This window comes from Pustulibacterium marinum (assembly GCF_900116665.1).
GTDB lineage: Bacteria > Bacteroidota > Bacteroidia > Flavobacteriales > Flavobacteriaceae > Pustulibacterium > Pustulibacterium marinum.
Map to the genome: position 1 here is coordinate 112,188 of NZ_FPBK01000002.1, position 20,566 is coordinate 132,753.

The window sequence follows — 20,566 nt, forward strand, 5'->3', positions numbered from 1 at the left end:
GTGTGTTTTTTACACTTGATTTTTTTTATGGGAGTTATTTTAGAATAGTTCAAAATCATCATGGTCATTTTATTGAAATGGTTATTTTTACAATCATTTTAAACTAACAAATTAACTATCTAACTTATGAGTTCTACTTTCAGTTTTTGGGATTACCTTGTATTTATCTGCTATGCAGTGCTAATCCTGGGCGTAGGTTTATGGGTATCTAGAGGTAAAAAAGGGCAAGAAAGAAATGCCGAAGATTACTTCTTAGCCAGTAAATCTTTACCGTGGTGGGCCATTGGAGCATCACTTATTGCAGCAAACATTTCAGCAGAACAATTTATTGGTATGTCTGGATCTGGGTTTGCCGTAGGTTTAGCCATTGCTTCCTATGAATGGATGGCGGCCATTACTTTAATTATTGTAGGTAAATATTTTTTACCAATTTTTATTAATAAAGGATTATACACTATTCCCGAATTTGTGGAACAGCGTTATTCTACCAACCTAAAAACAATTCTTGCAGTTTTCTGGATTGGCTTATACGTTTTCGTGAACCTCTCGTCGGTTTTATATTTAGGTGCATTGGCCATAAAAACCATTATGGGAATAGATCTTATATATGGAGTGATAGGTTTAGCACTTTTTGCAGCCGCATATTCGCTTTATGGAGGACTATCAGCTGTTGCATGGACAGATGTAATTCAAGTATTCTTTTTGGTGCTTGGAGGAGTTATTACAACCTATTTGGCATTGGACGCAGCTTCTAGTGGAGAAGGAATTATTAAAGGTTTTGAAATCATTAGTGATAGAGCGCCTGAGCATTTTGCAATGATTTTGGATAAAGACAATCCAGAGTATGATAATCTTCCAGGTATTTGGGTTTTAATTGGTGGACTTTGGGTGGCTAATTTATACTATTGGGGATTCAACCAATACATCATTCAAAGAACCTTAGCTGCCAAGTCATTGAAAGAATCTCAAAGAGGAATTTTAATGGCTGCTTTCTTAAAGATTTTAATTCCAATGATTGTGGTTATTCCTGGTATTGCAGCGTATGTAATTGTGAACGATCCGGAAATCATGGCTTCTCTTGGAGATTTAGCGCAACATAATTTACCTTCTTTGGATGAGGCAGATAAAGCATATCCATGGTTATTACAGTTTTTACCAACTGGTTTAAAAGGGGTGGCTTTTGCAGCATTAGCGGCTGCGGTAGTTTCTTCATTGGCTTCCATGTTGAATTCTACTTCAACAATTTTTACAATGGATATTTACAAACAATACATTAATAAAGATGCAAGTGACAGAACCACTGTAAATGTGGGTAGAATTTCTGCTGCTGTTGCATTAGTTTTAGGTTGTTTAATTGCTCCACTATTATCAGATTTAGGACAAGCGTTCCAATATATTCAGGAATATACAGGACTTGTTAGTCCAGGTATTTTATCTGTTTTCTTATTAGGGTTATTTTGGAAAAAAGCAACAAACAAAGGAGCTATCATTGGAGTTTTAGCATCTATTCCTATCGCATTATTCTTTAAAGTGGGACCAAATGGTTGGAGCGATAGTCCAATATTTGTAAAGCTTCCGTTCTTGAATCAAATGGGATTAACCGCTATATTAACTATGTTGATTATTGCAGCAGTTAGTTTAGCGCAAAATAAAGGTAAAGAAGATCCAAACGGAATTCCACTTAGTGGAGGTTACTTCAAAACTGGAGGTGTTTTCAATATTGGCGCATTTGCAGTTTTATTAATTATTTCTGCTTTGTACGCCATGTTTTGGAGTGCATAAGAAAAGCATCACTCATCATCATATCAAAAATCCGGATACACTCAGTATCCGGATTTTTTGTGTTTTAAGACTTGGTTTTCCATGCTTTGATAGCGCCTGTAGACCACAAAGCCCATAAAATTAATACAGGTTGAAAAAATAATCTAATCAATCTGGCTTGGTCGGTATCTAACCCAAAAGCATCGGTATGGTTAAGATATTGGGCAATGTTTCCAGGGAAAATCAATACATAAAAAATGGCCAAAGCAATTCCTATCCAAACTTTGTAATTGGTTAAAAAAATCATCCCCAAGCCTAATAGCAATTCTACTACTCCCGAGGCAATCACTACAAAATCTTTAGAAAGCGGAATCCAATTAGGTACCTGTGCTTGAAATTCTTCTCTTTGAAAGGTCATATGTCCAATCGCTGCTAAAACCATTAATGCGCCTAGTGTTATTCTTAATACTGTTTGAAACCAGTTGGTTGGTGTGTTTTTTGAAATCATAAAAAATAAGATTATCGTTGAAGATTTAATCGTTTACGATATAAATATATAGCTTTTTATTTTGAAAGACTATCAATTTAAACAAAAATGAATCTAATTATTTTACTATATTGAATTAAAAATCTGAAAATCATGTTGGTAAAAGTTTACGGAAGTGCCGTTTTTGGGGTTGAAGCTACCACTATCACTGTAGAAGTTGACGTCAATAAAGGAGTTGGTTATCATTTGGTAGGATTACCAGACAATGCCATTAAAGAAAGTAACTATCGTATAGCTTCTGCGCTACAAAATAACGAGTACAAAATTCCGGGAAAAAAGATTACTATCAATATGGCTCCGGCTGATTTACGCAAAGAAGGTTCAGCATATGATATCACGTTAGCCGTAGGTATTCTTGCCGCCAGCAATCAAATAAAAGCCGAAAATTTACACGAGTACATCATTATGGGCGAGTTGTCCTTAGACGGATCTTTACAGCCTATCAAAGGTGCTCTACCCATTGCTATTAAAGCTAGAGAAGAAGGATTTAAGTATTTCATACTTCCGAAAGAAAATGCCAAAGAAGCTGCTATTGTGAATGATATGGAGGTTTTTGGTGTGGAGAACATTAAGGAAGTAATTGATTATTTTGATGGAAACGGAACGCTAGAACCTACCATTGTAAATACCAGAGATGAATTTTATAAAAATCTCGACTTTCCAGAATTTGATTTTTCGGATGTAAAAGGACAAGAAAGTATCAAACGCTGTATGGAAATTGCAGCAGCAGGCGGACATAACATTATTTTGATTGGCCCGCCGGGAAGTGGAAAAACTATGCTTGCCAAACGTTTACCGAGTATTTTGCCACCAATGACTTTGTACGAAGCTTTAGAAACTACCAAAATTCATAGTGTCGTAGGTCGCGTAAAAGATGTAGGTTTGTTAAGTCAAAGACCCTTCAGGTCTCCACATCACACGATATCGGATGTAGCCTTGGTTGGCGGTGGGACTTATCCGCAACCGGGAGAAATTTCTTTATCGCACAACGGAGTATTGTTTTTAGATGAATTGCCCGAGTTCAAAAGATCGGTTTTAGAAGTCATGCGGCAACCGTTGGAAGATAGAGAAGTTACCATTTCCAGAGCGCGTTTTACGGTAACATATCCTTCTTCTTTTATGCTCGTCGCGAGTATGAATCCGAGTCCGGGAGGTTATTTCAATGATCCCGATGCGCCAGTTGCTTCTTCTCCGGCCGAAATGCAGCGCTATCTCAGTAAAATTTCTGGTCCTTTATTAGATAGAATCGATATTCATATTGAAGTGAATCCTGTACCTTTTGAAAAATTATCAAGTAATCAAAAAGCAGAAAGCAGTGTAGAAATTCGGAAACGAGTGACAGCTGCCAGAGAAATTCAAACCAAAAGATTTGAAGATTTGCCCAACGTGCACTACAATGCGCAGATGAATACCAAACAGATCCGAAAATATTGCCAATTAGATACTGCGTCTTTAGAGTTGTTAAAAACTGCTATGGAGCGTTTGAATCTTTCTGCTAGGGCGTACGATCGTATTTTGAAAGTAGCACGTACCATTGCAGATTTAGACAATTCAGAAAATGTGGTTGGACATCATATTAGTGAAGCCATTCAGTACAGAAGTTTAGATAGAGATGGTTGGTTGGGTTAAATAAATTTAGAAAGCCAATTCGCAAATTTTGTCACTTTTTGATAAGGAGCATATCGTAATGGAATATCTAATTTCCCTCGTTTTACAATACTTTTTCTGTGGGTAAACGTGTTAAATGAATGTTTACCATGATAACTTCCGATACCGCTATTGCCAACGCCACCAAAAGGAAGTTCTTTGTTAGTAAGGTGCATCAAAGTATCGTTGACACAACTGCCTCCAAAGGAATAATTTGTTAGAATAGCTTCGGTAAACTTTTTATCATTAGAGAATACATACAACGCCAACGGATTTTCGTAACGTTTCAAAATAACATCTAAATCCTTATCGAACTTATAAATGATAATCGGTAGAATAGGGCCAAAAATTTCTTCTTGCATCAAAGCGCTATCCAAATTAGGTGCATCAACAATCGTGGGAGCTAGGTATAGTGTTTCGGAATCGGTTTGTCCGCCAAAAATCAGTGTTTTATTTTGTAAAAGCGTCGTCAATCTTTCAAAATGTCTTTTATGAATAATTCTAGCAAAATCATCACTTTGCTGAATGTTTTCACCATACATTTTGGTAATCGCTTTTTTCAAAGCATCTACAAGAGCAGTTTTTCTACTTTCATGAACCACTATAAAATCTGGAGCAATACAGGTTTGTCCGGCGTTTACAAATTTTCCCCATGCAATCCGTTTAGCAGCTAATTCAATACTGGCGGTTTCGTCCACAATACACGGACTTTTCCCTCCCAACTCCAAAGTTACAGGAGTTAAATTTTTGGCTGCTGCTTGATATACTTCACGACCAATTTTGGTGCTTCCGCTGTAGAAAATATAATCCCACTGTTGTTTCAAAAGTTGTTGCGCTAATTCTGGGCCGCCTTCAATCACGGTTACGAATTGAATATCAAACACTTTCTGAAGGATCTCTTTGGTTATGGCAGAAGTATGACTCGAAAATTCAGAAGGTTTCAAAACCACACTATTTCCGGCTGCGATGGCTCCAATCAAAGGAGAAATAGCCAACTGAAATGGATAATTCCAAGGAGAAAAGATCAAAACTCTTCCGTAAGGTTGCTTATAAATATATTCTTTCGAAGGAAAATTAAGTAGCGTTCCGCTTACTTTTTCGGGTTTTGTCCATTCCTTTAAATTCGAAATTATAAAAGAAAGTTCAGACAATACAAACTGTGTTTCGGTTGCCATGCTTTCAAATTTTGGTTTTCGTAAATCTTGATAGAGAGCTTCACAAATTGCACTTTCGTGTTGCTTAATAACGCTTTTTAATTTTTTTAAAAGTGTAAGACGTTCTGCAACTGTTGGGAACGAATTTTTTATGAGTATAGACAAAACTTTTCCTTTAAATTGGTTTCTCAGGTTAAAAATAATGGTTAATATTGATGTAACAATGAAACAAGTAAAATCAATTATTATCCGAATTAGCATTATTGTCTACTCCCAAAAGAGTTGATGCAGTTCGGTATATCTATAAGTTAAAGCCTGTATCAACTCACTGATACAGGCTTTTTTTTGTGGTTGAATGTAATTGAAAAACTAGAGTTAACTATTTGTTTTTTAGTTTTTTATGTTTTTATAGCTGCAATTGGATTTTATCCGTTCAGTATTTAAGGTGTTTTATTAAAAAGGAAACCTAATAAATTTGAAATAATAGAGAATAATACAAAGTTTTAACATATAAAATGAGTTTAAAAAAATATAGTTCAATTGTAACCCAAAACGATTCTTTGCCGGCTGCTCAAGCCATGTTGCATGCGTTAGGGTTAACAGATGATGATTTACAAAAACCTTTTGTAGGTATCGCAAGTACCGGTTATGAAGGAAATCCATGTAATGTACATTTAAATGATTTGGCCAAAGAGGTGAAAAAAGGAGTACAAAGTACCAACCTTGTAGGTCTTATTTTTAATACGATTGGTGTGAGTGACGGAATTTCTAACGGAACTCCGGGAATGCGTTACTCGCTGCCGTCGCGCGATATTATTGCAGATTCTATTGAAACTGTTATGGAAGCCATGGCGTATGACGGTTTGGTTACTGTAGTGGGGTGTGATAAAAATATGCCTGGTGCTTTGATGGCGCAATTGCGTTTAAATCGTCCTTCTATTTTGGTGTATGGCGGAACCATAGCTCCGGGATGTCATAACAACAAAAAGTTAGATATCATCTCTGCTTTTGAAGCTTACGGACAAAAAGTAGCCGGAACCATTGATCAGGAGGAATTCAAAGAAGTGATTCACAAAGCATGTCCGGGAGCGGGTGCTTGTGGCGGAATGTACACCGCAAATACCATGGCATCGGCTATCGAAGCTATGGGAATGGCGTTACCTTTTAACTCTTCTATTCCGGCAGAAAATAGCAAAAAAGGTTCAGATGCCGAAGCTGCCGGAGCCGCTTTATTGCACTTGTTGAAAGAAGACATTAAACCAAGAGATATTGTTACTAAAGAAGCTTTGGAAAATGCGTTTCGTTTAGTGACAGTTTTAGGTGGTTCTACCAATGCGGTGTTGCATTTTATGGCAATTGCGCACGCTGCTGAAGTTGATTTTACGTTGGAAGATATTACTAGAATTGGAGAAACTACGCCTTTGTTAGCCGATTTGAAACCGAGTGGAAAATACTTGATGGAAGATTTGCACAACGTAGGTGGAATTCCAGCAGTAATGAAATACATGTTGAAAGAAGGTTTGTTACACGGTGATTGTATAACAGTAACCGGAAAAACATTGGCCGAAAACTTATTAGACGCTCCGGATTTAACCGAAGGACAAGAGATTATCAAAACAAAATCGAATCCAATCAAAGAAACTGGTCACATTCGTGTGTTGTACGGAAACTTAGCAACCGAAGGAGCTGTGGCTAAAATTACCGGAAAAGAAGGATTGAGTTTTACCGGAAAAGCACGTGTTTTTGACAGTGAAACAGCGGTAAATGAAGGAATCAAAAATGGAGAAGTTCAAAAAGGAGATGTTGTGGTGATTCGTTACGAAGGTCCAAAAGGTGCTCCGGGAATGCCCGAGATGTTGAAACCAACTAGTTCTATTATGGGAGCTGGTTTGGGTAAAGATGTGGCATTGATTACAGATGGTAGATTCTCTGGAGGATCGCACGGGTTTGTAGTTGGCCACGTTTCTCCGGAAGCACAAGTTGGTGGCGGAATTGCCTTAGTGAAAACGGGTGACGAAATCACGATTGATGCGGTGAAAAACACCATCAATATGAATGTTTCTGAGGAAGAATTAGCACAAAGAAAAAAAGAATGGAAACAACCTGAATTGAAAATCAAAACAGGAAGTTTATACAAATACGCAAAAACAGTTTCATCAGCCGCCAAAGGCTGTGTAACTGACGAATTTTAATAGATGTCTGGCTTATGGAGACGAAAACTTTGCAGAACAAACAAGAAAACATTGGAGTGAAAATGAAGATCACGGGAGCAGAAGCTGTTATCCGTTGTCTTTTGGCAGAAGGCGTTGATGTCCTTTTTGGATATCCTGGTGGAGCAATTATGCCGGTTTATGACGAATTATTTAAATTTCAGGATAAGCTACATCATGTGTTAACAAGACATGAGCAAGGAGCTATTCACGCGGCACAAGGTTATGCGCGTGTCAACGGAAAAGTAGGAGTGGCCATGGCAACTTCTGGTCCGGGAGCTACAAATTTAGTCACTGGATTGGCCGATGCTCAGATCGATTCTACTCCGGTTGTGTGTATCACAGGTCAGGTAGCCCGTCATTTATTAGGTTCTGATGCATTTCAGGAAACCGATATTGTGGGTATTTCTACTCCGGTAACCAAATGGAATTGTCAAGTTACGATGGCAGAAGATATTCCAGCGATGATAGCCAAGGCTTTTTACATTGCTCGCACAGGACGTCCGGGACCGGTTTTGGTAGATATTACCAAAAATGCACAGTTTCAAGAATTCGATTTTGAATACAAACCGTGTACAGGAATTAGAAGTTATAAGCCAGTTCCGAAGTTAAATGTTGAAAAAATTGAAGCGGCAGCGGCACTCATTAATTCAGCGAAAAAACCTATGATCGTTTTTGGTCAAGGAATTATTTTGGGTGAAGCCGAAGCCGAATTGAAAGCGTTTGTTGAAAAATCTGGAATTCCTGCTGCGTGGACCATTTTAGGATTATCGGCTATGGATTCTGAACATCCGTTGAATGTTGGTATGGTGGGGATGCATGGAAATTATGCACCCAATTTATTGACGAATGAATGTGATGTATTAATTGCTTTAGGAATGCGTTTTGACGACCGGGTTACGGGAGATCTTTCGCGTTATGCAAAACAGGCAAAAGTGGTTCATTTTGAAATTGATCCGGCTGAAATAGATAAAAACGTAAAAACAGAAGTAGCGGTTTTAGGAGATGTTAAAGAAACGCTGGCTGCTATTTTACCGCATATTGAAGAAAAAACATATCCAGATTGGTTAAAGGAGTTTGAAACCTTATACCAAGTTGAATTGAAAAAAGTAATTGAGCCAGAATTGAATCCTGAAAAAGAGGGATTGACAATGGCAGAAGTTATCAATCAAATCAATATTACTTCAGAACAAAAAGCAGTGATTGTTTCAGATGTTGGTCAACACCAAATGTTTGCGTGTCGTTATGCCAAATTCAAACAATCAAAAAGTAACATTACTTCGGGTGGTTTAGGAACCATGGGCTTTGGTTTGCCGGCAGCGATGGGCGCTAAAATGGGAGCTCCAGATCGTCCGGTAGTTGCAATTGCTGGAGATGGTGGTTATCAAATGACCATTCAAGAATTGGGAACCATTTTTCAAACTCAAATTCCTGTGAAAATTGTGGTGTTGAACAATGAATTTTTAGGAATGGTACGTCAGTGGCAACAGTTGTTTTTTGACAAGCGTTATGCTTCTACAGAAATGATTAATCCTGATTTTGTAAAGATTGCAGAAGGGTATCATATCAAAGCGAAGAAAATATCAAAAAGAGAAGAACTTGCCGCTTCGGTTCAAGAAATGATGCAGCATGAAGGCGCTTATTTCTTAGAAGTAATGGTAGAAAAAGAGGATAATGTGTTCCCAATGATACCAACTGGAGCAAGTGTTTCTGAATGTAGATTAAGCTAAGGATTATGGAAAATAAATTTTATACAATTACCATTTATACGGAAAATAATGTTGGATTGCTAAATCGCGTTTCCGGTATTTTCCTTAAAAGGCATATAAATATAGAAAGTATCAATGCTTCTTCAAGTGAGATTCAAGACGTTCATAAATATGTAATCGTAGTGCATACAACAGAAGATTGGGTACGCAAGATTATTGGGCAAATTGAAAAACAGGTAGAAGTGATTAGAGCGTATTATCACACAGACGAAGAAATTATTTATCAAGAATCGGCTATCTTCAAAATTAAGTCAGATTTGTTGTTTGATGAACGCCAGATACAAAACATTATCAAAGAAAGTAATTCTCAAATCGTCACAGTTTCAAGAGAGTTTTTTGTAATTGCAAAAACAGGAAGACGTCACGAAATAGAAGAAGTACATGACAAACTGAAACCTTACGGTATTATGCAATTTGTACGTTCCGGAAGAATTTCAGTCTCTAAAGAAACCATGGAAATCTCTAAAATATTACAAGAGTTTCAGGAAAATTAAATAGAAAAATTAATCAATACGAAATAGAAAATAACAATGGAAAATTATTTCAATACACTGTCTTTACGCGAACAATTGAATCAACTTGGAGTGTGCGAATTTTTGGATGTTTCAGAATTCAGTGACGGTGTAGCAGCATTGGCAGGCAAAAAAGTAGTCATCGTTGGTTGCGGTGCTCAAGGATTGAATCAAGGATTAAACATGCGCGATAGCGGATTAGATGTGAGTTATGCTTTGCGTCCGTCAGCAATTGAAGAAAAAAGAGCATCATATGTAAACGCTACAGACAATGGTTTTGTAGTAGGAACCTATGAAGAATTGATTCCAACAGCAGATTTGGTGTGTAATTTAACGCCAGACAAGCAACATACCAATGTAGTTTCGGCTGTAATGCCTTTGATGAAAGAAGGAGCTACGCTTGCATATTCTCACGGTTTTAATATTGTGGAAGAAGGAATGCAAGTTCGTAAAGATATCACTGTAATTATGTGCGCGCCTAAAAGTCCGGGATCGGAAGTGCGCGAAGAATATAAAAGAGGATTTGGAGTGCCAACATTAATTGCTGTGCACCCTGAAAATGATCCGGAAGGAAAAGGATTGGCGCAGGCCAAAGCGTATGCAGCAGCAACAGGCGGACATAAAGCTGGCGTATTGCGCTCTTCGTTTGTAGCGGAAGTAAAATCTGATTTGATGGGAGAGCAAACCATTCTATGTGGATTGTTACAAACAGGATCGATTCTTTCTTTTGACAAAATGGTTGAAAAAGGAATTGAGCCAGCTTACGCAGCAAAATTGATTCAATATGGATGGGAAACCATTACAGAAGCGTTGAAATACGGTGGAATCACTAACATGATGGATCGTTTATCAAATCCTGCTAAAATTGAAGCCTTCAAACTTTCAGAAGAACTAAAAGATATTATGCGTCCGTTGTTCCAAAAACATATGGATGATATTATGAGTGGTCATTTCTCAAAAACCATGATGGAAGATTGGGCAAATGATGATGTAAACTTGTTAACCTGGAGAAAAGCTACCGGAGACACTGCTTTTGAAAAAACAGCAGCTACAGCCGATGAAATTTCAGAACAAGAATTTTTTGATCATGGAACTTTGTTAGTTGCCTTTGTAAAATCGGGTGTTGAATTGGCTTTCGAAACCATGACAGAAGCAGGAATAATAGAGGAATCTGCGTATTACGAATCGTTACATGAAACGCCATTAATAGCAAATACTATTGCTCGTAAAAAATTATTCGAAATGAACCGAGTAATTTCGGATACGGCAGAATACGGTTGTTATTTATTTGATCATGCGTGTAAACCATTATTAACCGACTTCATGAAAAAAGTAGATACCGATGTTATTGGTAAATCTTTTGGAAGTGGCGATAATAGTGTAGATAATAAAGAATTAATTGAAGTAAATGATGTAATCAGAAACCACCCGATAGAAGAAGTTGGAGCTTGGTTACGAACTGCAATGACTTCAATGAAAAAGATTATTTAGTTGGGAGACAAAACGGCTGCTATGTAGTCCATGCTCATTGGTATGGCAGCCGTTTTTTTTAAATTCGCTTTTTCAAAATAGAGAAAGCAGTATCTTTATAAGCAAGCAACAAATAAGCTTGCTTTACTTTTTAAATTTCCAATTAAATAAGTAGCAGAATTATGCAAGAAGCAGCCACATATTTTCCAAAACTAGAAGCTGTTAAAGAAGCTGCTAAAACATTACAAGATGTTGCAGCAAAAACACCTTTAGCCAAAAATCTTAGATTATCTAAAGAGTTTGAAGCCAATATACTCCTGAAAAGGGAAGATATTCAAATCGTGAGATCTTACAAGATTAGAGGTGCTTATAACAAAATAAGATCACTTACAGAACTACAAAAATCTAACGGAATTGTTTGTGCTAGTGCGGGTAACCATGCGCAAGGAGTTGCCTATTCCTGTAAAGAATTAGGAATCAAAGGAACCATTTTCATGCCGGCTCCAACGCCAAAACAAAAGGTAGAGCAAGTAGCTATGTTTGGAGAAGATTTTGTTGAGATTGTTTTGGTAGGCGATACTTATGACGATTCTTACGCCGCCGCAATGGAATTGTGTACAGAAAAAAAAATGACTTTTGTACATCCGTTTGATGATCAAAAAGTGATTGAAGGTCAGGCTACAGTAGGTTTAGAAGTTTTAGAACAAGCTTCAGAACCTTTAGATTATCTTTTTGTACCTGTTGGAGGCGGTGGATTGGCATCTGGAGTTTCCAGTGTTTTTAAACAACTTTCCCCAGAAACAAAAATTATAGGTATAGAACCACTTGGTGCTCCTTCCATGCTTACATCCATGACGAATGGAGAAAATACAACCTTGGAAGAGGTGGATAAATTCGTAGATGGAGCTTCTGTTAAAAGAGTTGGTGACCTTACGTTTGCAATCTGTAAGCAAAATTTATACAAGATGGCTACAGTTCCCGAAGGAAAAGTGTGCCAAACTATTTTAGATATGTATAACAAAGATGCTGTGGTAGTGGAACCTGCCGGAGCATTAACAATTGCCGCACTCGATTTCTTTAAGGAAGAAATTAAGGGGAAAAACGTTGCCTGCATTATTAGTGGAAGTAATAATGATATAACCAGAACGCCCGAAATAAAGGAACGCGCGCTACTTTATGCAAATTTAAAACACTATTTCATTGTTCGTTTTCCTCAAAGAGCGGGAGCTTTAAAAGAATTTGTTGCCGAGATTTTAGGTCCGGATGATGATATTACCCATTTTGAATATTATAAAAAGACGAATCGTGAAAACGGTCCGGCGGTAGTAGGGATAGAATTAAAGAGCCCTGAAGATCTAGCCCCACTTATAGAACGTATGAAAGCACGTAAATTTTATGGAGAATATTTAAATAACAACCTCGATTTGTTTCAGTTTTTAATTTAGAACTGATAATTGTTAATTTTTTTTCAACTTGAAAATTTCAACTTTTTTATCGTCTGCATAATTGTTAAATTTACAATACTAACTACAAAAAAATATTATTTTGAAAATACCTGAACAATTTCAGATTAAAGAGCCCCTTCATCATAGGACATTCTTAAGTAACGGAGAGCTTAAAGATTGGGAAGGCGAAACTGCGGAAGTATATTCAACCATTTCATCTACCGAAGACTATAAACCAACTTTACTTGGAAGTGTTCCTAATATGGATGAAGCAAGCGCTTTAAAAGTATTAGCCGCAGCTGGTGATGCTTACGGAAAAGGAAAAGGAGCTTGGCCAACAATGAAGGTTTCAGACCGTATTTCGTGTATGGAAAAGTTTGTAGAACAAATGAAAACCAAGCGTGATGAGGTTGTAAAACTTTTAATGTGGGAAATTGGCAAAAACCTACCAGATTCTGAAAAAGAATTTGATAGAACAGTGGAGTACATTTATGATACTATTGAAGATTACAAACAACTAGATAGAGACAGTGCTAAGTTTGAAAAGCGCGATGGTGTGTATGCGCACATTCGTCGTGGACCATTGGGAATTGTATTATGTTTAGGCCCATATAATTACCCGTTAAACGAAACCTTTGCATTGTTGATTCCCGCTTTAATTATGGGGAATACAGCAATCTTTAAACCAGCAAAGCATGGCGTTTTATTAATAACACCGTTGTTAGAAGCTTTTAGAAATAGTTTTCCTAAAGGTGTTGTAAATATCATTTTTGGTCGTGGTAGAGAGGTTGCTGCACCAATTATGAAAAGTGGTAGAATAGATGTGTTGGCTTTGATTGGTAACAGTCAATCTGCTATTGCATTACAAGATCAGCACCCAAATAAAAACCGTTTGCGTTTGGTTCTTGGATTAGAAGCCAAAAATCCGGCGATTATCCTTCCGGATGCAGATTTAAATTTAGCGGTTGATGAATGCATCAACGGAACCTTATCTTTCAATGGGCAGCGTTGTACAGCATTGAAATTAATTTATGTGCACGAAGATATTAGAGAAGAATTCAACAAGCGTTTTGCTGCGAAAGTTGATACGTTGAAATTTGGAAATCCTTGGGATGAAGGTGTCAAATTAACACCGCTACCAGATCCTGAAAAGCCAGCGTATATTCAAGAATTAATTGATGATGCTGTTGCTAAAGGAGCGAAGGTAATTAACAAAAAAGGAGGAGAAACGATTGAGAATTATATTTTTCCACCGGTGTTATATCCTGTAAAAGAAGAAATGAGAGCGTATCAGGAAGAACAATTTGGACCATTAATTCCTATCAAACCATTCAATAGTATTGATGATTTGTTAGATGAAATTGCAGCATCCAATTATGGTCAACAGGTAAGTATCTTTGGGAAAGATGTGTACGAGTTATCTCCGTTGATAGATACGTTGGTGAATTTGGTTTGTAGAGTTAACCTAAACAGTTCTTGTCAAAGAGGACCAGATGTATTCCCTTTCACAGGAAGAAAAGATTCTGCAGCTGGAACTTTAAGTGTACATGATGCTTTACGTTCGTTCTCCATCAGAACTTTTGTAGCTTCAAAAGACAATGAGTATAATTTGGAAATTCTGGAAAAACTACTAGAAACGAAAGTTTCAAATTTCATTAGTACAGATTACATATTATAAAAAATAAGAGTCAATTTTTGAAAACCTGCTAAAAAGCAGGTTTTTTTATGTTCTTTAACTTTTTGTTAGTCAAGTTTCTATAGGCTTATAAGTAATTTGATGTCAGAATTATGACCAACTAAAAGAAATTTGATGAAAAGTATTTTGATTTCCCTTTTTCAAGACTTAGACTTTCAATCTTTAAAAAACAGCTATGAGTGGGTTCCTTATTTGTCTGGAGTAGGAATTACTTTTGTCATTTTGATAGTCGTATACACAATTGCAAATAAAGTAATAAACAGGGTTACCAAACATAGCGATAGTCAACTTACCAAAAGTCTACTTTCAAGACTTAGAACTCCAATTCTACTTTTAATCTGTGTAATCGCACTGTGGGCTCCAATATCTTATACCGAATTACCTGAAAATGTAGTAAATACAGCTATAAAGATTTTGACGATTTTAATGATAGCAATTTTTACGTGGATGGCGATTACAGCGGTACAGTTAATCAAATATTTTGTACTGAAGAAATATGACATCAAACAAAAAGATAACCTCAAAGCACGAAAAATATATACGCAATTTAGAATTATAGAAAGAGTATTGATTTTCATCATATTGATAATATCCATATCTCTGGCATTAATGTCATTTAGTTCTATAAGAAAACTAGGGTTGAGTTTAATAACTTCTGCAGGTATTGGCGGACTTATTTTGGGTTTAGCAGCGCAAAAAGTTTTAGGAGGAATCCTTGCCGGTATACAAATTGCCATTGCTCAACCTATTCGCTTAGATGATGTAGTGATTGTAGAAGGTGAGTGGGGAAGAATTGAAGAAATCAATCTCACATTTGTAGTCGTAAATATTTGGGACGAAAGAAGATTGGTTCTTCCTACTACCTATTTTATAGATAATACTTTCCAGAACTGGACTAGGACAACGTCTCAAATTTTGGGAACCGTATTTATTTATACGGATTATAATGTTCCTTTTGATGACTTTAGAAAAGAGCTCACAAGGTTATTGAAATCTACAGAACTATGGGATGGAAGAGTAAATGTGCTACAGGTAACCGATGCAAAAGAAGGCTCTGTAGAAATGAGAGCATTGATGAGTGCAGTAGATTCTCCTACGGCTTGGGATCTGCGCGTTTATATAAGAGAGCAATTAATTAAGTTTCTTCAAACCAATTATCCAGAAAGTTTACCAAGGTCAAGGGTAGAAATTCATGGTAAGGTAGATGACTTAAAAGACCTTAAAAATGCAGATGGACTAAAATAATTTCCATTCATCAAAATTTTTATGGGTAAATGTTAATTTTAGTTTAATTAGTACTCTTAAAAGACCTTAAAAAACTATGAAAAAAAATTATGTACTCTTATCAATTTCTTTAGTAGCTGTTTGTTTCGCTATTTTAGGATTCAAACCGCAAACTACTAAGACCGTTGTGATTGATGCAGGTCATGGAGGTGATGATACCGGAGTTGTGTACGATAGTATTTTGGAAAAAGATGTGGTAATGAATATTTCAAAATATCTTGAAGAATATAGCGGTAGCAATATGAATTTTGTATTTCTTAGAAGTAAGGATGATTATTTGCCTTTAAGTGCGCGTCTTGAAGAAATTCAAAAAGTATCTCCAGATTTAGTAATCTCTTTGCATCTTGGGACTAATCCAAATGCAGATATTCATGGAGTAGAAGCTTTTATTTACAAAGATTCAACCTATAGTAATAAGCTTTCTGAGCAATATGGAGAAAAGTTATTAAAATCTTTTAATAATACACCGCTTCATGGGAAGGATAACGTTGAGAGCGCAGATTTCTATCTAATCAAAAATTTAAAAGAAACACCAGCAGTTGTTTTAGAGCTAGGGTATCTTTCCAATGCAAAAGATAGAGACTATGTTACCAAAAGTGAAAATCAAAAAAGCATAGCAAAAACCATTGTAAATGCTTTGTAAACTTACATAATTTCTCCCAACCAACTTTTTTTAAAGTTTTAGAGTCAGGTGTTTATTAATATCTGGCTCTTTTTGGTTTAACTAGTTATTAAAAAACCTTTTAAAAAGCTATAACATTGAATGTATATTTTGATTCTTAAATTCGAATAGAATTAAAGTTGAACAAAAAAAATATACTATGAGTTTAGAAAAGAAAATTGCATTTTTAGCAACCGATGGATTTGAAGAAAGTGAATTAACAAGTCCAAAAGAAGCAGTAGAGAAAGAAGGTTGGAAAGCAGAAATTATTAGCATTAAATCTGGTTCTATCAAGTCTTGGGACGTTGATAACTGGGGATCAGATTTTAAAGTTGATAAATTAGTTTCAGAAGTAAGTGCAAACGATTATGATGCATTGGTTCTGCCAGGTGGAGTTATAAATCCTGATACCTTAAGAACAAATGAAGAAGCACTAACTTTTGTGAGAAACTTTTTCAAACAACATAAAATTGTAGCAGCAATTTGTCATGGACCACAAACCTTGATAAATGCAGAAGTAGTAGATGGTAGATCGTTAACATCATATCCTTCCATCAAAAAAGATTTAATTAATGCAGGGGCAGAATGGTACGACAGAGAAGTAGTCGTAGATCAAGGATTTGTAACAAGTAGAACTCCAGAAGATTTACCAGCCTTTAATAGTAAATTAATAGAAGAAGTGAAAGAAGGAAAACATGCCGATCAACATGCGTAATGTTTTTGAATATTGATTTAAAACAAAAATCCCGATCAATAATTTGATCGGGATTTTTTTATATGTTGTAAAAAGAAAGTAAGCTTATGCTAAAACTTCTTTTACTTTATCTGCTGCTTCTTGGAACATTACTGCAGAGTGAACTGCTAATCCTGAATTGTCAATCAATTCTTTAGCAACTTCTGCATTTGTACCTTGTAAACGTACAATAATAGGAACATTGATAGCGTCTCCCATGTTTTTGTAAGCATCAACAACACCTTGAGCAACACGGTCACAACGTACAATACCACCAAAGATGTTAATTAAAATAGCTTTTACATTTTCATCTTTCAAAATAATTCTGAAAGCTTCTTCAACTCTTTTAGCATCAGCAGTACCACCTACATCTAGGAAGTTAGCTGGTTCACCACCTGCTTGCTTAATCAAGTCCATAGTTGCCATAGCTAGTCCGGCACCGTTAACCATACAACCAACGTTTCCGTCAAGGTCAACATAGTTAAGTCCTACAGCTTTCGCTTCTACTTCAATTGGGTTTTCTTCTGTAACATCACGCATTTCTTCAATGTCTTTGTGACGGAAAAGAGCGTTATCATCTATCGTTACTTTTGCATCTACTGCTAAAATTTTATCATCTGAAGTTTTTAAAACCGGGTTGATTTCAAAAAGAGATGAATCAGATTTTACATAAGCAGTATATAAAGCACTAACAAATTTTACCATTTCTTTGAAAGCAGTTCCGCTTAATCCAAGATTAAAAGCGATTCTTCTTGCTTGGAAACCTTGTAAACCTACAGATGGATCAATTTCTTCTGTGAAAATTAAATGTGGAGTTTTCTCTGCAACTACTTCAATTTCCATACCTCCTTCGGTAGAATACATGATCATATTTTTACCAGTTCCTCTGTTTAAAAGAACAGACATGTAGAATTCTGAAGTTTCGCTATCACCAGGATAGTATACATCCTCAGCAACCAACACTTTTCTAACCAACTTACCTTCTGCAGAAGTTTGTGGCGTTACCAAGTTCATTCCGATGATTTGACCTGCAATTTCTTCAACTTCTTGAAGATTTTTAGCAAGTTTTACTCCTCCACCTTTTCCACGTCCTCCGGCATGTACCTGAGCTTTAATTACGTGCCATCCTGTACCGGTTTCAGCAGTTAAATCTTTTGCCGCAGCCACTGCCTCAGAAGCAGTATTGGCTACAATTCCACGCTGAATGCGTACTCCGTGAGAAGCTAATATCTCTTTACCTTGATATTCGTGTAAATTCATCTGTAGCTATTTTAATGTATTTTGTTGATTTATGTTTAGCAATGATTTGGTTTTGAATAAAATCATTACTAGCAAAAATAGAAAACTGATTTATACTACCCTAACTTATGCCAAAAATTATGGTAAATATTTATAGCTAAAAGTTGGAGTAGTATTTTCAGGTTTAAAAATTTATTTCACAAGATTGAATTTTACACTGTCTTTAATATTGGTTGCCGAAGCTCCAATAATAGCCTTGAACTTTCCTGCTTCCGCAATCCAACTATGTTTTGCATCATCAAAATACAGAAGGTCTTTTGCCGAAATCGTAAAGTTTACTGTTTTGGTTTCACCAGGTTTTAGGAACACTTTTTCGAAATTTTTTAGTTCTTTTTCAGGCCTTACTAAGGATGATTTTACATCTGTAATGTATAATTGTACCACTTCTGCGCCGGCAACTTTACCAGTATTGGTAACAGGAATACTTACTTTGATTGTTTCATCTTCATTCATATTCTTCTCATCAACGGATATATCACCATATTCAAAAGTTGTATAACTAAGACCATGACCAAAGCTGAATAACGGTTTTATATCCTCTTTATCAGCATAGCGATACCCAACAAAAATACTTTCGGTGTAGTTTACTTCGCCTTCTTTTCCAAATTCGCCTAATGCATGTGCTGAATTATCTTTTAATTTCACAGGGAATGTAAAAGCCAATTTTCCTGACGGATTTACATCTCCCACCAAAATAGAAGCCATGGCATTTCCTGTTTCAGAACCTAAATACCAACCTTGAATAATGGCAGGAACTTTATCTACCCAAGGCATAGCAACTGCATTTCCAGAAATGTTGATGTATATGAAGTTTTTATTTACGGCAGCGATTTTCGTAATTACATCATCTTGATTATAAGGTAAGCCAAGAGCTAATCTATCGGCACCTTCACAATCTTGATTATCACTTTTGTTAAGTCCACCAACAAAAATAACCACGTCTGCTTCTTTGGCTACTTCAATAGCTTCTTTTAGTAAAGCTTCGGGAGAACGATCGTCTTGAAGATTTTGTCCCGATTTTACTCCGTTGTAATCTCCACTTGCGTCACCAACATAGCCACGAGCATACATTACTTCAACATTATCACCCACACGATTTTTGATTCCGTCTAAAGGTGAAATTTCATATTTTGCTTTAAGAGAAGAACTACCACCACCAACAGTCATCATTTTAATTGCATTTTCTCCAATAACTGCAATTTTCTTTGTTTTGGAAAGATTGATAGGAAGTACATTATGTTCATTTTTTAAAAGAACAATTCCGCCTTCAGCAATGTTTCTGGCTGTTTTTGCATGTGCTTCGGTACCAAAAGATCCAAAAGGTCTTGTGCTATTCATAGTAGTTCTACAAGCTAAACGTAAAATATTTCGAACTTTATCATCTAACTCTTTTGTCCCTACTTTTCCTGATTTGATCATTTCATAGTATGGATCTGCTAAATAATAGGAATCATAAGCGTTGGTTTTTCCCATGGTTAATCCATCTGTCCAAGTACCATATTCCATGTCTAATCCATTGAAAATGGCCTGTTCAGTTTCGTGAACGCCACCCCAGTCAGAAATCACAACTCCGTCAAAATTCCATTCTTTTCTTAAGATATCTTGTAAAAGATATTTGTTGTGGCAGCATTGTTGACCTTTGTATTTGCCATACGCACCCATAATAGCCCAAGCATTTCCTTCTTGAACAGCGGCTTTGAATGCTGGTAGATAAATTTCATATAGCGCACGATCATCAACTACCACATTCACTCCATGACGATCTGTTTCTTGATTGTTTAAAGCGAAATGTTTTACACACGCAGCAACTCCATTTTCCTGAACACCTTTTACATACGGAACCACCATTTGAGCTGCCAGATAAGGATCTTCGCCCATGTATTCAAAATTACGGCCGTTTAATGGTGAACGATAAATATTTACACCAGGTCCTAGCAATACAGTTTTATTTCGGTAGCGGGCTTCTTCTCCAATGGCTTTACCATACGCATATGCCAAATCTCTATCCCAACTAGACGCTAAACAAGTTAGTGCAGGGAAAGCGGTACAAGAATCATTGGTCCAATTTGCTTGTTCCCATTCATCCCATAAAACTTCCGGGCGAATACCGTGTGGACCATCCGTCATCCAAAACTCTGGAATTCCTAATCTAGAAACTCCCGGAGAACTAAATTTTGATTGCGCATGGATCATTGCAATTTTTTCTTCTAAAGTCATTCTCGCGAGCGCATCTTCAACACGTTCTTCCATAGGTTTTGTGTCGTCTAGATACGTTGGAGTTTTTTCTTGTGCATTTGAAAAAAAACTGACAAGAAGAATACCTAAAACGACGAACATTTTGTTTGTCATAAAATTGATTTTTAGTCTTAAATAAAATT

General features: G+C 36.4%; 15 protein-coding genes. 11 read left to right on the plus strand and 4 right to left on the minus strand.

The genetic code is table 11. The features are described 5' to 3' along the window. Positions 1–126: 126 nt before the first annotated feature. A complete protein-coding gene (locus BM383_RS05005; protein WP_093023649.1) occupies positions 127–1,782 on the plus strand; it encodes a sodium/sugar symporter in 1,656 nt (551 codons plus the stop codon). Between the two features lie 64 nt (positions 1,783–1,846). Here BM383_RS05005 and BM383_RS05010 read toward each other — a convergent pair whose 3' ends face one another. Beyond that, positions 1,847–2,269 carry a DoxX family protein gene (locus tag BM383_RS05010; RefSeq protein WP_177229065.1) on the minus strand — a complete coding sequence of 141 codons (423 nt, stop codon included), beginning with the start codon at positions 2,267–2,269 and terminating at the stop codon, positions 1,847–1,849. Positions 2,270–2,401: 132 nt separating this feature from the next. Between BM383_RS05010 and BM383_RS05015 the strand changes: the two genes are divergently transcribed. Further along, the gene (locus tag BM383_RS05015) at positions 2,402–3,937 is read left to right on the plus strand and encodes a YifB family Mg chelatase-like AAA ATPase (protein WP_093023651.1); all 1,536 of its coding nucleotides are present in this window, start codon (positions 2,402–2,404) and stop codon (positions 3,935–3,937) included. Here BM383_RS05015 and BM383_RS05020 read toward each other — a convergent pair. Continuing rightward, positions 3,934–5,274, minus strand: a complete 1,341-nt coding sequence (locus tag BM383_RS05020) for an aldehyde dehydrogenase (RefSeq protein WP_245766526.1) — start codon at positions 5,272–5,274, stop codon at positions 3,934–3,936. The genes BM383_RS05015 and BM383_RS05020 overlap by 4 nt on opposite strands. Positions 5,275–5,624: 350 nt before the next feature. Here BM383_RS05020 and ilvD point away from each other — a divergent pair, with 350 nt between their 5' ends. The 9 genes from ilvD (at position 5,625) to BM383_RS05065 (ending at position 16,871) form a co-directional block, all read left to right on the plus strand. Further along, entirely contained in the window at positions 5,625–7,301 is a 1,677-nt protein-coding gene (gene ilvD / locus BM383_RS05025) for a dihydroxy-acid dehydratase (RefSeq protein WP_093023655.1), read from the plus strand. Between the two features lie 14 nt (positions 7,302–7,315). Then, positions 7,316–9,049 carry a biosynthetic-type acetolactate synthase large subunit gene (gene ilvB / locus BM383_RS05030; RefSeq protein WP_093023657.1) on the plus strand — a complete coding sequence of 578 codons (1,734 nt, stop codon included), beginning with the start codon at positions 7,316–7,318 and terminating at the stop codon, positions 9,047–9,049. Positions 9,050–9,054: 5 nt separating this feature from the next. Continuing rightward, a complete protein-coding gene (gene ilvN / locus BM383_RS05035; RefSeq protein ID WP_093023658.1) occupies positions 9,055–9,582 on the plus strand; it encodes an acetolactate synthase small subunit in 528 nt (175 codons plus the stop codon). Between the two features lie 36 nt (positions 9,583–9,618). Further along, positions 9,619–11,091: a ketol-acid reductoisomerase gene (ilvC, locus tag BM383_RS05040; protein WP_093023660.1), complete on the plus strand. Its 1,473-nt coding sequence runs from the start codon at positions 9,619–9,621 to the stop codon at positions 11,089–11,091. Between the two features lie 161 nt (positions 11,092–11,252). Further along, positions 11,253–12,515 carry a threonine ammonia-lyase IlvA gene (ilvA, locus tag BM383_RS05045; RefSeq protein WP_093023662.1) on the plus strand — a complete coding sequence of 421 codons (1,263 nt, stop codon included), beginning with the start codon at positions 11,253–11,255 and terminating at the stop codon, positions 12,513–12,515. A 100-nt stretch (positions 12,516–12,615) separates the two neighbouring features. Then, positions 12,616–14,193, plus strand: a complete 1,578-nt coding sequence (locus tag BM383_RS05050; RefSeq protein WP_394331584.1) for an NADP-dependent glyceraldehyde-3-phosphate dehydrogenase — start codon at positions 12,616–12,618, stop codon at positions 14,191–14,193. A gap of 132 nt (positions 14,194–14,325) precedes the next feature. Continuing rightward, positions 14,326–15,456 (plus strand): mechanosensitive ion channel family protein, encoded by a 1,131-nt coding sequence (locus BM383_RS05055; RefSeq protein WP_093023666.1) that lies wholly within the window; start codon positions 14,326–14,328, stop codon positions 15,454–15,456. A gap of 76 nt (positions 15,457–15,532) precedes the next feature. Beyond that, entirely contained in the window at positions 15,533–16,138 is a 606-nt protein-coding gene (locus BM383_RS05060; protein WP_093023668.1) for an N-acetylmuramoyl-L-alanine amidase family protein, read from the plus strand. A gap of 178 nt (positions 16,139–16,316) precedes the next feature. Then, positions 16,317–16,871, plus strand: a complete 555-nt coding sequence (locus tag BM383_RS05065; protein ID WP_093023670.1) for a type 1 glutamine amidotransferase domain-containing protein — start codon at positions 16,317–16,319, stop codon at positions 16,869–16,871. A gap of 84 nt (positions 16,872–16,955) precedes the next feature. On the opposite strand, the gene sucC is transcribed toward BM383_RS05065, so the two are convergent. Both sucC and BM383_RS05075 read right to left on the minus strand, forming a co-directional pair. Continuing rightward, positions 16,956–18,149 (minus strand): ADP-forming succinate--CoA ligase subunit beta, encoded by a 1,194-nt coding sequence (gene sucC, locus BM383_RS05070; RefSeq protein WP_093023672.1) that lies wholly within the window; start codon positions 18,147–18,149, stop codon positions 16,956–16,958. A gap of 171 nt (positions 18,150–18,320) precedes the next feature. After that, positions 18,321–20,537 carry a glycoside hydrolase family 3 C-terminal domain-containing protein gene (locus tag BM383_RS05075; RefSeq protein WP_093023674.1) on the minus strand — a complete coding sequence of 739 codons (2,217 nt, stop codon included), beginning with the start codon at positions 20,535–20,537 and terminating at the stop codon, positions 18,321–18,323. Between the last annotated feature and the right edge of the window lie 29 nt (positions 20,538–20,566).

Coding starts and splice junctions, on each gene's coding strand:
- BM383_RS05005 (WP_093023649.1), top strand. CDS start 127: ATGAGTTCTACTTTCAGTTTTTGGGATTACCTTGTATTTATCTGCTAT.
- ilvD (WP_093023655.1), top strand. CDS start 5,625: ATGAGTTTAAAAAAATATAGTTCAATTGTAACCCAAAACGATTCTTTG.
- ilvB (WP_093023657.1), top strand. CDS start 7,316: ATGGAGACGAAAACTTTGCAGAACAAACAAGAAAACATTGGAGTGAAA.
- sucC (WP_093023672.1), bottom strand. CDS start 18,149: ATGAATTTACACGAATATCAAGGTAAAGAGATATTAGCTTCTCACGGA.
- BM383_RS05015 (WP_093023651.1), top strand. CDS start 2,402: ATGTTGGTAAAAGTTTACGGAAGTGCCGTTTTTGGGGTTGAAGCTACC.
- BM383_RS05055 (WP_093023666.1), top strand. CDS start 14,326: ATGAAAAGTATTTTGATTTCCCTTTTTCAAGACTTAGACTTTCAATCT.
- BM383_RS05060 (WP_093023668.1), top strand. CDS start 15,533: ATGAAAAAAAATTATGTACTCTTATCAATTTCTTTAGTAGCTGTTTGT.
- BM383_RS05065 (WP_093023670.1), top strand. CDS start 16,317: ATGAGTTTAGAAAAGAAAATTGCATTTTTAGCAACCGATGGATTTGAA.
- BM383_RS05075 (WP_093023674.1), bottom strand. CDS start 20,537: ATGACAAACAAAATGTTCGTCGTTTTAGGTATTCTTCTTGTCAGTTTT.
- ilvC (WP_093023660.1), top strand. CDS start 9,619: ATGGAAAATTATTTCAATACACTGTCTTTACGCGAACAATTGAATCAA.
- ilvA (WP_093023662.1), top strand. CDS start 11,253: ATGCAAGAAGCAGCCACATATTTTCCAAAACTAGAAGCTGTTAAAGAA.
- BM383_RS05010 (WP_177229065.1), bottom strand. CDS start 2,269: ATGATTTCAAAAAACACACCAACCAACTGGTTTCAAACAGTATTAAGA.
- ilvN (WP_093023658.1), top strand. CDS start 9,055: ATGGAAAATAAATTTTATACAATTACCATTTATACGGAAAATAATGTT.